Source organism: Microvirga pakistanensis, assembly GCF_004458765.1.
Classification (GTDB): domain Bacteria; phylum Pseudomonadota; class Alphaproteobacteria; order Rhizobiales; family Beijerinckiaceae; genus Microvirga; species Microvirga pakistanensis.
The window spans coordinates 172053-185591 of the sequence record NZ_SPJX01000186.1 but is presented as its reverse complement, the minus strand read 5'-3'; the positions used below and the strand labels follow the sequence as shown (position 1 = coordinate 185591).

Annotated in this window: 13 protein-coding genes and 1 pseudogene; 4 read left to right on the top strand and 10 right to left on the bottom strand. The window is 57.7% G+C overall.

The window, feature by feature from the left end:
* The 5 genes and pseudogenes from E4K09_RS11790 to E4K09_RS11770 all read right to left on the bottom strand — a co-directional run.
* Positions 1 to 107: pseudogene (locus E4K09_RS11790) on the bottom strand (electron transfer flavoprotein subunit beta/FixA family protein); the annotation flags it as partial.
* Positions 108 to 252: 145 nt separating this feature from the next.
* Positions 253 to 1005: an ABC transporter permease gene (locus E4K09_RS11785; RefSeq protein ID WP_204985717.1), complete on the bottom strand. Its 753-nt coding sequence runs from the start codon at positions 1003 to 1005 to the stop codon at positions 253 to 255.
* 59 nt (positions 1006 to 1064) lie between these two features.
* Positions 1065 to 1943, bottom strand: a complete 879-nt coding sequence (locus E4K09_RS11780; protein WP_244610458.1) for an ABC transporter permease — start codon at positions 1941 to 1943, stop codon at positions 1065 to 1067.
* 2 nt (positions 1944 to 1945) lie between these two features.
* Complete coding sequence (locus E4K09_RS11775) at positions 1946 to 3055, bottom strand: extracellular solute-binding protein (RefSeq protein WP_166802270.1); 1110 nt, start codon at positions 3053 to 3055, stop codon at positions 1946 to 1948.
* A 31-nt stretch (positions 3056 to 3086) separates the two neighbouring features.
* Positions 3087 to 4214 carry an ABC transporter ATP-binding protein gene (locus tag E4K09_RS11770; RefSeq protein WP_134497155.1) on the bottom strand — a complete coding sequence of 376 codons (1128 nt, stop codon included), beginning with the start codon at positions 4212 to 4214 and terminating at the stop codon, positions 3087 to 3089.
* A gap of 257 nt (positions 4215 to 4471) precedes the next feature.
* Here E4K09_RS11770 and E4K09_RS11765 point away from each other — a divergent pair, with 257 nt between their 5' ends.
* Complete coding sequence (locus tag E4K09_RS11765) at positions 4472 to 5509, top strand: GlxA family transcriptional regulator (RefSeq protein ID WP_134497153.1); 1038 nt, start codon at positions 4472 to 4474, stop codon at positions 5507 to 5509.
* 34 nt (positions 5510 to 5543) lie between these two features.
* Here the strand turns inward: E4K09_RS11765 and E4K09_RS11760 are convergent, their stop codons facing one another.
* Complete coding sequence (locus tag E4K09_RS11760; RefSeq protein ID WP_134497151.1) at positions 5544 to 7490, bottom strand: oxidoreductase; 1947 nt, start codon at positions 7488 to 7490, stop codon at positions 5544 to 5546.
* 67 nt (positions 7491 to 7557) lie between these two features.
* Positions 7558 to 7911, bottom strand: a complete 354-nt coding sequence (locus tag E4K09_RS11755; protein ID WP_134497149.1) for a cupin domain-containing protein — start codon at positions 7909 to 7911, stop codon at positions 7558 to 7560.
* Positions 7912 to 8084: 173 nt separating this feature from the next.
* Here E4K09_RS11755 and E4K09_RS31030 point away from each other — a divergent pair, with 173 nt between their 5' ends.
* Positions 8085 to 8303 carry a hypothetical protein gene (locus tag E4K09_RS31030; RefSeq protein ID WP_134497146.1) on the top strand — a complete coding sequence of 73 codons (219 nt, stop codon included), beginning with the start codon at positions 8085 to 8087 and terminating at the stop codon, positions 8301 to 8303.
* A gap of 345 nt (positions 8304 to 8648) precedes the next feature.
* Here E4K09_RS31030 and E4K09_RS11745 read toward each other — a convergent pair whose 3' ends face one another.
* On the bottom strand, positions 8649 to 9605 hold the full coding sequence (locus E4K09_RS11745) for a GlxA family transcriptional regulator (protein ID WP_134497144.1): 957 nt from the start codon (positions 9603 to 9605) through the stop codon (positions 8649 to 8651).
* A 230-nt stretch (positions 9606 to 9835) separates the two neighbouring features.
* On the opposite strand from E4K09_RS11745, the gene E4K09_RS11740 reads away from it, so the two are divergent.
* On the top strand, positions 9836 to 10729 hold the full coding sequence (locus E4K09_RS11740; protein WP_134497142.1) for an MBL fold metallo-hydrolase: 894 nt from the start codon (positions 9836 to 9838) through the stop codon (positions 10727 to 10729).
* 913 nt (positions 10730 to 11642) lie between these two features.
* Here E4K09_RS11740 and E4K09_RS30155 read toward each other — a convergent pair.
* Positions 11643 to 11786: a helix-turn-helix domain-containing protein gene (locus E4K09_RS30155; protein ID WP_244610457.1), complete on the bottom strand. Its 144-nt coding sequence runs from the start codon at positions 11784 to 11786 to the stop codon at positions 11643 to 11645.
* Entirely contained in the window at positions 11783 to 12193 is a 411-nt protein-coding gene (locus E4K09_RS11735; RefSeq protein ID WP_244610456.1) for a recombinase family protein, read from the bottom strand. Before E4K09_RS11735 ends, E4K09_RS30155 begins: the two co-directional genes overlap by 4 nt.
* 391 nt (positions 12194 to 12584) lie before the next feature.
* Between E4K09_RS11735 and E4K09_RS11725 the strand changes: the two genes are divergently transcribed.
* Positions 12585 to 13373 carry a class I SAM-dependent methyltransferase gene (locus tag E4K09_RS11725; RefSeq protein ID WP_134497140.1) on the top strand — a complete coding sequence of 263 codons (789 nt, stop codon included), beginning with the start codon at positions 12585 to 12587 and terminating at the stop codon, positions 13371 to 13373.
* Positions 13374 to 13539 lie beyond the last annotated feature (166 nt).

Here is a 13539-nt window from a genome sequence, read left to right as displayed (position 1 = left end):
TTCATGGACATCTTGACGTTGGAAAGCTCCACCCCGGACCCGTCCGCCTTCACGCGGATCTTCACGTTGTAATCGACAACCCGCTTCACACACACCAGAAGCTTCATTCGTTGTTCCTATCCACACTAGGTTTCTTGCGGGCACATCTTTTCAACTGGTGCTCAAATAATTACACCACCCGACTGTGACCGCTAGATTCGCCGATCCTGGTTACCGCCTAGACCTAGGCCGTCCGGCATAACGCTGACAATCTCATGATGCGGTACTCTGCGGGGATTGAGTGGCCTTGGCTGCGCGCAAGGCCTGCAAGCCGATCAGCAGCAACGTTATGAGAAACAAAGTCGTTGCAGCCGCAGCAATGGTAGGATCGACACGTTCGTTGATCCCATCCCACATTTTTCGCGGAAGCGTGTAAACCGCTCGGGCAGCAACAAAGAGCGTTACGACCACTTCGTCCCACGAGACGAGGAATGCGAACACGGCTCCTGTGACAACGCCAGGCGAGATCTGCGGCACGATCACCCACCTAATAGTCTGGGCAGGGCTGGCCCCGAGCGAACGAGAAGCCTGTTCTTGCCGAAGATCGAGAGTGGCAAGCGACGCGGAGACGGCAACGACCACGTAAGGCGCAGCTAAGACCGTGTGAGCAAGAATGACGCCGAGGAACGTATCAAGGATTCCCATCTTGGAGAACAGTTTATAAAAGGCCAGCGCCGAAACGATAGGTGGCACAATCATTGGCGCAAGAATGAGGAGACGTACTCCTTCACCAAGCCCAGACGATATGCGCCAAAGGCCAATCGCCGCGAGCGTTCCCAGTACCACAGAGACAGCCGTCACAATCACACCGATGAACAGGCTCTGGAGGACGGAGCTCTGCCAAATTGAGTCGGTAAAAAGCGTTTCATAATGGCGCAGCGACAAGGAGTCGGTCGGTAGTGACAAGTAGTCGTTTGGCGTCAACGAGACTGGGACCGACACCAACGTAGGCAGCACGAGAAACACGAGCACCGCCCAAGTCATAGTAACAAGCACTGGCCACTGAAAACGGGAAGCAATCGTATTCATTTGGCACCAAAAAGTTTGCGAATATCGACAACGCGCGACATGGCTGCAAGCAGGAACACGACTGTGATCAACAAAACCGAAGCCATCATCGTACCGACGCCCCAGCGCACAGTTTGCATGATCTGGACCCGAACATATTCGGCAATCATTACTACCCGTCCGCCGCCAAGGATTGCGGGGGTAACCAGAAAGCCGAGCGCGAGCACGAAGACCAGCAGGGCAGCTGCCGCAACACCGGGTGCAGAGAGCGGCAGGAACACACGAATGAATGTCGTCCAAGGAGAAGCGCCGAGGGAGCGGGATGCATTCAGAATGCGTCGATCAATTCCCTGCATGTTCGCGTACAGGGGAAGAACTGCGTACGGTATCATATAATGAACCATGCCGATCAACACACCGATCTCGTTACGGACAAGATCAAGAGGTGTGGTGATGATCCCGGACGAAACTAATGCTGTGTTTAAAACGCCTTCAGTGCGCAATAGCGTAAGCCATGCGAAGGCACGGACCAGAACAGATACCCAGAACGGTACGAGCACAAACGCCATAATCCAGTGGCGGTGGCGGGCTGACGCGTGGAGCATCGTGTACGCGATTAGGTAGCCAAGGAGAGTTGCGAACAGAGTGGTAAGCGCTGAGATCCGAAAAGTTGACCATAGGACTCGCTGCAATGCATCGGACGTGAGCAGGCGTTCGTAGTTTCCGAGGCCTGGCGATGGATCGGTCACGCTTAGCCAGAGCACGCTCGCAATCGGCCCGGCGTAAAGGACGCCGAGAACCAGTATGAGCGGCAGGACCAGAAGCCATGCGGAGGTAGGAAAACGCATCCTAGGATGCGTTTTCTGCTGATACTGTTTAGCTGCGATTGTATTCACGTTCAGCTCGCCATCAGGTCCAGAAAATCGTCCTGCACGCGATCATAGTTTTCCGCATACCATGTCGTATTAATCGGGATCTGCCGCTTGTAATTTGGCTCATAACCGCAATCCACCTTCTGGAGGTCGGGCGGCAACATGGCGCTTGCAGCCGGATTAGCAGGACTGTTTCCAAGGATCTTGAGAAGAGCAATCTGACGCTCGGGCTTCTGAATTGACGCAATGAGGTCAAACACCGCCGGCCCGGCTGGGTTCTTCACCGGAACCTTTAGCACCCCAGGAGCCACGATGCCGTTGTCCCATGTCCATGTGAGCTTGCCCTTACTCTCCCTATCGAGGACCGACGCCCGCGTGTGCCAGATGTTGCCCATTACCACTTCGCCGTCACGGAATAGCTGCTGGCTAGCAGCACCTCCGCCCCACAGCAGGAATTGATCCTTGTGGTCTTTGAGCACCGCAAAAGCCTTCTTGACGTCAAGCGGATAGAGTTTGTCGGGTTCGACGCCGGATCCCAGCAGTACGGCCTCGAGCGCACCGACGAGCCACTTGTGCATGGCTCGCTTGCCAGGAAAATCCTTGAAGTTGAGGAAGTCCTTGTAGCCATTGGGTATGCGGCCTCCGGTCTTTTCTGCGTTATAGCCGTTCACGACCGAATAGAGATAGCTGGCGCAGCCATGATCAAACACGAATTCCGGGCGCACCTTGTTGCGGTCGACCTTCGTATAATCATACTTCTGGATCAGGTTATCACGGCCGAGGATCGCCAGCTCAAAAGCCTCGGCGTCGGCGGCATCCCAAACAATCTTGCCACTCTCGACCATCGCCTTGATGGCCCCTGCAGTCGGCTCACCTCCAATGACGGAAACCTTAATTTTTGCGTCGGCGGCGAACGGCTGAGCCCAGGCCTCGTCCCAGGCACGAACCGCGTCGCCGCCGTAATTGACCATCACGATCTCTTTGGTCTGAGCCGAGACCTCGGACGACGCCAACACCGCGGGGCCAAGGGCCAGGGCACCGAGCGCCTTGAGCAAAGTCCGGCGATCGAGCTCACCGCGCTCGAACCGCTCAACCGCCAGAAGAGCCAAATCTTCATGAAAACGCTGCTTCACCATTGTTTCCTCCATGGATTTTTATGAGTTCCGGTCACTCGCTGAGCAGAACGGATGCTTCCGGCGACCAGCTTATCCATACTGGTTTCTCTGGAGCTAACTCAGCTAGTGTTCGTTGAGCCAGGCACATAACCGTGACCGGGCCGATCTCTGTTTCAACAAGGACCTGAGATGTCGGCCCGTGATAGGCTGCCTGAAGAACTTTGCCTTGAACCCGATTAGGTGAGCCCACCGGCTCCGTCGGCGATAAGGCAAGGTTTTCTGGACGGATCGCCAACAGAATTTCTCCGGTGCTTGCTGACGGACGACCAGCATGAACGATCTGTCTTTGGCCAATCTGGATCCGGCAACTGTCAGGAGCCTTTTCAACCAACTGACCTTTAATGCAGTTGCTGGTTCCGAGGAATTCGGCGACGAACCGGGTCTTGGGTCTCTCGTAAAGTTCCCCAGGGCCTCCTGCCTGAACGATCCTGCCACGGTTGAAGATGACAACCCTGTCGGACATTGACAGGGCCTCCTCCTGATCGTGGGTCACGTAAATGAAAGTCGTCCCGAGCCGTCGGTGCAGAGCCTTGAGTTCTACTTGAACCTCGGCCCGAAGCTGCCGGTCCAACGCCCCTAAGGGTTCATCAAACAAAAGAATATCAGGATTGAATACGAGTGCTCGGGCGATCGCAACACGCTGTTGCTGCCCACCCGAGAGCTGTCGTGGGTAGCGGTCCTCAAATCCGCCAAGTCGGACCAAGGCGAGCGCTGACCTCACTTTCGTCTCGGCTTCAGCTCGAGAGATCCCGCGAACACGGAGTGGATAGGTAACGTTCTCGGCAACCGTCATATGAGGAAACAAGGCATAGCCCTGGAAAACCATACCAAAGTTGCGATGCTCAGGCGGAAGATCGGTGATGCGCCTGTCGTCAACATAGATTTCGCCCCCTGTCGGCTGCACGAAACCCGCGATCATCATCAGCAGGGTCGTCTTGCCGGATCCGGATGGACCCAGCAAGGTTAGGAACTCGCCCCCGGGGATGCGTAATGAAATGTCATCTACTGCTCTTAGGCCCCCGTATGTTTTTGATAACGAAGTGAATACGAGACTATGGGCTCGCCCAGCACCAGGTCCGGAGATCGCGTAAGAATGTTCGCCGCTTGCGTTAGAAAGCATGGTGAGACCTCCAGCAGAGTGTTTCCCTTTGCCCTGAGAGATACGCTGCCGTGGTTTCCATGCTAGGTGGGCGTTGTTCGTTCCTGTAAGTGCGCATTGAGCGCCCTCCCTTCACAGTTCTATTTTGACTCCAAGCCTAAGCCGCAATCGAGGGACGAACTTTATCTAATACGAACTATAATTTGCATTGAACGCACCTGAATATCTCAATAGGATTCAACTTCGTCCGTCATTCAAGGGATACAGGAGCTGACACCTTGGCCACGACGCAAACTGGTCAGTCAGACGCTCACAGTGTTGGCAAGCGCGCAGCTGAACCGAAGATTGTTCACCTGATAGTCCTGCCGAATAGCTCCCGATTGGACCTTGTGCTTTGCATGGAGGTTCTCCGTTATGCGAACGTAGTAAGTGGGCGGCTCCTTTTCGAAATAAGCATTATCGCATCGAAATCTGATGCGGTTCCTCTGACGGATGGGGGTGTCGTCCTCCCGCAGACGACGCTCAATGAGGCCCGCAGCCCCGATGTTGCGATTGTGCTTGGCGCGCATCCGCCACCAGTCGATGCCGTACCTCCTTACAAGAGCTGGCTGCGTAAACTTGCTCGCTCCGGTGCCATCATCGGCGGCATAGACTGGGGAGTGATTGTTCTGGCCGAGGCCGGACTTTTGGAGAACTGTCGCGTTGCTGCGCATTGGGAGGTGACGGCGCGCTTGCTTGAGTATCCTGGCACACTGAAAGTGACAGAGGACCTCTATGCCTTTGATCGCAATCGAATGACGTGTGCTGGACGATGTGCCGTCATTGAGATGATGCTGCACTTAATTCATCACCTGTACGGCGCCAACATCGCGACGGCAACCGGTCAGGATCTCGTCTACTCGTCTCCCCGTCCAGCGAATACTCCTCAAAAGCTGTCGCATGGCTTGCTGCCCACGACGGCAGACCGGCGCCTTGCTAAATGTCTCGCAGCTATTGAGGCCAATCCTGAAACGCCGTTGTCACTCGCCGAGCTGGCGGAGATAGCAGGGACGTCACAGCGCTATCTGCAGAAGCTCGCAGTGAAGGAGCTGGGAACTTCGATCATGGAGTATTCCTTATCCTTTCGGCTTTCCAAGGCACGCGACCTCGTTCTTCACACCGACATGCCTATGGTCGCTATTGCTGCAGCGACCGGCTTCTCGGCCCCTGCGGTGTTCTCTCGTGCCTTCAAGCAGCGGTACGGCAAATCCGCCCGTTCATATCGAGTCGGGTATCGGCAATCTCGCGCGCGACCATTCGCGCTTGAGACGCACTAGAGAGCACTGCTTTTCGACCGGCCTCAAGCAATCATCATAAGGTCGATGCCACCTTCACGGCTTCATAAATCGCCTCCTCAGCCGTTCTCGGCGCTAAACAATCGCCGATAAAGTAGGCATGGATGGAAGAGGCGTCCAAAGCCTCTGACAACGTCATATCCGGTGCGTGTCCATGGCACAGGACCAGCGTATCGACACCTTCGATCACCATCGGCTCGCCACTCGCGGTATGCTGTAGGTAAACAGTGTCCGTATCACATCCGTAGAGACGTGCATATGGTATGATTGGAACACCGAGCCGATGGAGTGCAGCAATCGAGTGATCGCGAACATACGAGGGGATCGTTTCTCCGGCCATTCTCCCATTCACAGCAAGGCGAACAGAGCATCCTTTGCGCGCGAGTTGTTCGGCAACACCGATGCCGATCCAATCGCTACGCCAATCGGTCACGAGCACTGAGGAACCGACTGCGACATCACCCTGCAAGACTTGCCACGCGTTGACCACTTGGATTTCTCCATCTCGAACCATGTCCGGTTCAAATGGCCGCGCGCCAGTCGCTACGATTACGGCATCTGGATCAAGCTGCTCAATGAGCTGTCTGTCCACTCGAACACCCTTGCGGACCTGAACCTGAGACAGTTCCAACTCTCGCAAAAGATTAGTGACCAGCCCTCCGAACTCCGCTCGTCCGGGGAGAAGCTGCGCGAGGAGAGCTTGGCCACCAAGGCGCTCTTGGGCTTCAAACAGGGTCACGTCGTGGCCACGAGCGGCAGCCGTTACCGCGGCTTTCATCCCTGCCGGGCCGCCTCCGACAACCATGACACGCTTCGAACGCGACGCGGGCTTCAGGTTCTTGAAAACAATTTCTCGACCAGACTGGGGGTTCTGTATGCATGAGATCGGCAGCCCCATCTGGAAGTGTCCAATACACGCTTGGTTGCACCCGATGCAGGCACGAATATCATCGACGCGACCTTGCATAGCCTTGTTCGGCATCTCCGGATCCGAGATCAGAGCTCGTGTCATGCCGCATACGTCCGCCTGCCCGTTGGACAGAACAGCCTCAGCCTCCTGAGGCTGATTGATGCGTCCGGCAACGAAAACGGGAATCCGGATGCGCTTGCGGACCTTTGCCGCGAAGGGTGCCATGTAGGCATTCTTCACGGTCATGGGCGGGACGATGTGGATCGCTCCACCGGTGCTGGAGGAGTTGCCAGCAATCACATTGACATAGTCGAGGCCGCCGGCGAGAGCCTCAATAGCCTCAAGGGATTCGTCCTCCGATAAGCCCTCGGGATCCATCTCGTTTCCCGATATCCTCAATCCCATAATGAAGTCTTCTGAGGTCTTCGAGCGGATGTCCTGCATGACTTCTCGGAGGAACCTCAAGCGGTTCTCGAGAGATCCGCCATACTCGTCCTCACGGCGGTTGACTCGGGGGTTGAGAAACTGTGATGGAAGATAGCCATGGCTTGCTACAATCTCAACGCCATCAATGCCTGCCAGCCACATACGGCGAGCCGCATCACCAAAGCCACTGACGACCTCACGTATCATTCTGTGATTCAGGGGCCTTGGCATCACATGGAATCGTTCGTTAGGCGATGCGGATGGCGCGTACGCGACAGGAGCCATTCCTTCCGGAGCCTCGAGGATCTCTCTTCCCGGGTGAAAGAGCTGGGCGAAAACCGTTGCACCATGTCGATGAACTGCCTCAGCGACTTGTCGGTATCCGTCGATACAATGGTCCTCCGTCGCCATAAGCAGGTGGGTCGTGTACCGTGCCGTCTCATGGACGCCAGAGACCTGAAGCACGATTAGCCCAACGCCACCTGCAGCACGAGCCTCCTGGTAGGCCACGAGTGCTTCGTTGACGACACCATCGGTTGGCAACCCGGTATCATGTCCGGTCGACATGATGCGATTACGGATTGTTGTACCTTTAATTGTGATCGGTTCGAATAGGTGCTTGAACATATCTAAGCAGACTCGCTAGCGTCGTATGATTGTGACCACGTCGTTATGTAGGAGTATGCGTTTTCAGCTACGCACCCGATCCAGCGGTTCGCCAGCTGACGGGATACAAGGCATAAAATACGAGTGCTTCTGTGCCCTCGTAGCGGACTTCCGTTCCACGTGGGATCCAGATCACGTCCCCCGGCCCCATCACGTAAGTTCGATCACCAACGCCGAGCCGGAATTCCCCAGCAATTGCCACGATGGCTTCGTCATAGCGAACTGTCCAAGTAATTGGATCGCCATTGAAGGTGGCGAGACCACCTCCCATAGTCTCACTCAGATTTTCACCGATGAGCTTGGCTATCGAGGCCTGATTGGCGGGTTCGCCATAGGGTTCGAATGCGGTTTCTGAGCGTTTGAAAAGAACGACTTCACTCACTGAGAGGACCTCTATCTGGAAACATCTCCAGACGTTTTACGAGAAAACTCAGCCCTTTATTTTGCCGAAGGCGTACAATTTTTGACGAAACATGTCTTCTCACTTGGAGTCATGGAGCTGAGGTTCTATTTGACCGACTGCTCCGCCCGATTTGTCCGGCCGAGTGTCACCTCATGGCCCGCAGTAGTGACTTCCTGTTGAAGATCATCGCGGCTGACTCCGACTTCTATTCACGCTTCCAGATCGAGCATCTCGGACTCATCAAGGGTGTCCGCAACATCCAGACCGATATTTGGATCCAGAAGAACAGGTGCTCGTGGGGATCGTGGTCCGTGAGCTTCGTGCGAAGATCCCCAACCTCTCTGGGAACTCAAGTCAGACTTCATTCGTGAGATTTCTGGCCGGCGCGCGTGCTCAATCGTGAGCAGATATATGAGATGACAGGCAATCCAACGGAATGCTCGCGCAAGGTCAGGTGATGAAGTTCGCCGGCTCTTCGAAATGTCTGGCGCTCCCCGCATAAGTGGATATTTGGCATACTTCCGGGACGCGCCAGGGGACAACATTCCGGTTTCGCAGGTGGAACTCCACGGAAGACTTGTGCGAAGCCGGAACTCTCCGTCATGGGTGGCATCTTCAGAGAGCGTGTGGCGCGCACAACACCATACCAACCCTTCCGAACACCGCACCTTGCGGTGCAGCGAACCAATGGCACACCCAGCTTACAGGCTCGCGCGTCAGGTGTTGCAGAACGTGCGCCTGTAGTCGGAGGGGGATGTCCCTAGTTGAGCGGCGAACTGCTGCCGCATCGACAACGGGGTGCCGAAGCCGACTTCATGGACGATGTGCTCGACAGGCAAATCAGTGGTCTCAAGCAACTGCTGCGCTCTGGTAACCCGTTGAGCATTCAGCCACTTGGTCAGGGTCGTGCCCGTGGTCTCCCGGAAGCGCCTCGTGAACGTGCGGCGGCTCATGTGGGCGACGTCCGCCAAGGTATCCACGGTCAAGGGTTCCGACAGGTGCTCCATCGCCCACTCCAGCACGCCGGGCAGCCTGCTTTCGCACGGGAACTGGGGAACGGGCTTCTCGATGTATTGCGCCTGCCCGCCCTGCCTGTGCGGTGGCGTGACCAGCATTCTCGCTGTGCGATTGGCCACATCGGCTCCCTGGCGCTCCCTGACCAGGTTCAGGCAGCAATCGATTGCAGCGACGGTCCCGGCCGATGTGACGATGTTTTCGTCCTCGACATAGAGCACATCCGGGCGGAAGTTCGCTGTGGGGAAGCGGCGCGCGAAGGCCTCGCGCGCCATCCAATGGGTGGTCGCCTGCCGGCCATCCAGTAGACCGGCGTCGCCCAGCACGAAGGCCCCGAGGCACAGCCCGACGATGAGTTTGCCACGCGAATGGGCCTCTCGGAGGGCTTCGGTCAAAGCCTCCGGCGCCCGCAACTCGGGGTCGCTCCACGCCGGCGCGATGATCACGTCGGCATTCGCCAGAGCATCGAGCCCGTCCGGCACCCGGATTTCAAGGCCCGCGTCGGTGCTGACCATGCCCGGAATCATGGTGCAGTACCGGACCTCGTAGGACGGATCGCCGGACGGGCCGGAGTTCGCGCCGAACACGAGCCCGGGCACCGTCAAATGGAACAGGCTCACGCCGTCAAAGGCGAGCACAGCGACGCGTATAGGAGACATGACGCTCACAAGGGAAGAAGGGGTGGCCCATATCTAACGGTGGTCGTCATTCGGGTCAACGCGTCAAGACTGGGCGGCGGAAGTTGCGGCGCCATTCTGCCAGAGCGAGACCTCGCAAGGCGCCGGTCCTTTGGCCCAAAACTATCGCTGATTGTCATGCAGGCCACTGTTCTATGCCATGACCTATCCGTAGTGCTGCTTGCCATCAATCTTGTATCTGGAGCAGCAACATGCAGACCTCTACGCCCCTCTGCGCCATCGCGCTTTCCCTCGCCCTCGGAATGGCGGCCCTGCCGGCACAGGCAGCTCCCCAGGCCACCTCGACACCCGACACGGCATCCGTGCAGATGCAGCACATTCGCAACGCCACGACCAAGATCGACTACGCAGGCAAGACCTTCCTGGTCGATCCATTCCTGGCGAAGAAGGACACGTATCCGGGCTTCGAGGGGACTTTCCGCAGCCACCTGCGCAACCCGACGGTCGAGCTTCCGATTCCGGTCGAGGACGTCGTGAAGGGCGTGGATGCGGTGATCGTGACCCACACCCACCTCGACCATTGGGACGGTGACAAGCATCAGCAGTTGCCCAGGGGCACTCCCTTGTTCGTGCAGAACGACGCCGATGCCAAGATCATTCGCGCGCAGGGCTTCACGGATGTTCGCGTCATGGGCGAGAACACGGAATTCGAAGGCATGCGTCTGACGAAGACAGGCGGACAGCACGGCACGGACGAGATGTACGCCAACAGGCAGTTGGCGGAAGGTCTGGGCGCGGCCATGGGTGTCGTCTTCCAGGCGCCCAACTCGCCGACCGTCTACCTCGCCGGAGACACCATCTGGCGCAACGAAGTCGATCAGAGCCTGGCCAGGTTCAAGCCTGACGTGATCCTCCTGAACGCCGGCGAGGCCCGCATGCTGGGCTTTGCCGGATCGATCATCATGAGCAAGGACGATGTCCTCCGCGCGTACAAGGCTGCGCCGAACGCCACCATCCTGGCCGTCCACATGGATGCGATCAACCACATGGCGTTAAGCCGCAAGGACCTGCGGGAATACGTTGAGCAGAACGGCATGCAGGATCGTGTGCGAATTCCCGCCGACGGCGAAGTCCTGAAGTTCTGACCATTTGGTGCCCACCCCGGCTGGGGTGGGCACTCCATGGAGCGGCCGTTGTCATTTCAATCCGGATCAATCACACCACCGGCCCTCGTCTCGGGACAGGTTCAAGCTTTCGCCATGCTTCTAACCGTGCGTACGGCTGGATGGCTTCCTCTCGCGTAGGTCCGGTTCGGGTCACCTCCAGCCATTGAGCGTAGCCTTGTAGAGGTCGGCTGACAGACTGGAAGCTGTCATCGGAACTACAGTGAATGTCAGCGACCAACTGCCTGAGTGGCAAAACTTGAAAGATGGGATCTTGGGTCAGCTTGGAAGGTGACACAGGAAGCCATTGTCACGACAGGATTCCCTGCGCGGATCAAAAATCTGCTCCTCGCGCGAGGTTGGAACATGACAAAGGAGCGCGAGTAGCGCGGTCGAATGGGGCTATGAGGTTCACTCGATTACCCTGACCGCCAGGAATTGGGATCGAGTAAAAGCGGGCAAGCCCCTCCGCATTCGTGGTGAGGGCTACTGGTACGACGGCGAGCACTTCTGGGACTATTGGGATTTCGCAGGCGGTATGGAGGGGCGCCTCATCGTATCGTACCGTCAGAAAACCGAATGGTATGGTGACGGTTGGATTTCGCGCGCTGCAAGCTGCTGAGATCAAACCTTTACGGGCCAGGAGCCCGAGAGCCCACCTGAGATCCCGCCCGTTGGGACCTGGTTCATCGAGCACGATCTGAGCAAGCCAGAACAGGGTTTCGACTGCGTCGCATGCTGAACGGCGGAGGAGCCCCAGTACGGGTTGATGTCGATATGCGGGCTCCCACACTGGAGGAGCTGCGCAAGCAACTTCCACTCGGCCTGACCCGACGCACACCTGAAGAGATCACCAATACGCAAGTCGTGGAGATTTGGCGGAAGTGACAGGCTCCTACGCTTTTCTAAGCCGCGAAACGGTTGAATGCGAAACGTTGTAGGAGCGCGCAATCTCAACCAAAGGCTCGCCAGCCTCTCGCCGGGCAAGGGCCTCGCGCCTCTGATGCGCAGTCAGCCTCGGCCTGCGTCCGAGCTTCACCCCCGAGCTTTCGCCCGCTCACGCCCCTCCCCTGTCCGGGCTCGGATGAGCTCGCGCTCGAACTCCGCCAGCCCGCCGAGCACCGTGAGCATCAGGCGCCCATGTGGGGTCGTAGTATCAGCCCAAGCATCATTCAGGGACCGAAAGGCAGCACCCTTCAACGCAATCTCATCAAGAATGTTGAGCAGGTCGCGGGTCGAGCGGGCCAGGCGGTCGAGCCGGGTGACAAGGAGGACATCGTTGGGCTCAAGGGCAGCAATCGCCCTCTTGAGCTGTGGACGGTCGGCCCGGGCGCCACTTAGCTTCTCCCTGAAGATCTTTTCGGCGCCGACGGCCTTCAGCTGGTTGACCTGGGCCTCGAGGGCCTGCCCTTCGGTTGAGACGCGGGCGTAAGCAATCAGAGCCATCAGAACAGCACCTATTTCGCACAAGGTAAGTGACTGATCAGTCTGGTTCGAGAGCTTTGTGCAAAACTCGCGATTTATGCACAAACCGTAAGCCTAGACAGGTTCCATTTTTAGTCGGAAAATACCGGAAGTAAGGGCGTCGTGCTGACCCAAGTGCGGGAGGTGATTGACGTGGAAGCTGACCGGACCTTCCGGGGATCCATCCCAGCCTTATATGACCAACATCTTGGCCCCCTGATCTTCGCACCCTATGCAGACGATCTCGCATCCAGACTGGCGGATATGCGGCACGGCCGCATCCTTGGCACGCTGCGGCTTTCGGCTTCTGGAAACACGAGCCGAGTGGTGCTCTCGGGCGGCTCGACTAACGGGCTATGGCAGGAAGTCATCCATGGTCGAACAGACAATTCGCTTCGATGACGGCGCCGCCTATGAGCAGATGATGGGGATCTGGAGCCGGCTCGCCGGCGAGGTCTTCCTCGATTGGCTGGCGCCCCCATCGGGTTTGCGATGGATCGACATTGGCTGCGGCACCGGAGCCTTCACCGAGCTACTGGTCGGACGGTGCGCCCCAGCCGAGGTCCAGGGGATTGATCCGTCTGAAGAGCAGCTCGCTTTTGCGCGCACACGACCCGCATTGCGCGTGGCGGAGTTTCGCCAGGGCGATGCCATGGCCCTTCCCTTCCCGGCTGACCAGTTCGACGCAGCCGTGATGGCGTTGGTTCTTGTCTTCGTTCCGGAACCAGCCAAAGGCATCCAGGAAATGGTTCGGGTGGTGAGCCCGGGCGGCACAGTCGCGACCTACATGTGGGACATGTTGGGTGGCGGATTTCCACTCGATCCGATCCTTATTGAGATGCACGCCATGGGTCTTATGCCCCCGCGCCCACCCCGGATGGAAGCATCTCAGATGGAGATGCTGCATGACTTATGGACAGGTGCCGGTCTCGAGGCCGTGGAGACGCGGGAGATAACAGTGCGTCGGACGTTCGCGGATTTCGACAACTTCTGGATGACCAACCTGAAGTCCCCTTCGATTGGGGCTACAATCGCTACAATGGCATCTGCAGACGTCGAGACGCTCCAGAGCCGGGTGCGCGCGCGCCTTGCCGCAGACGCCGACGGGCGCATCACCTGCAGTGCACGCGCGCATGCGATTAGAGGTCACCCACCAAAGTAACTGAGTCAGCTCAGGGTCAAAGGGTACCGTTGGGCGGACTGAATGAAGGTCCGCTCGTTCCGTCTTTGCGGGAGTTCGACTCAAGCCAGCCCGTGCCAGAACCGGCCGCTTTCAGTCTCGGCATAGCGGCAGAGCTTGGCATTGGAGATCATGCAGTCAGTTTCGG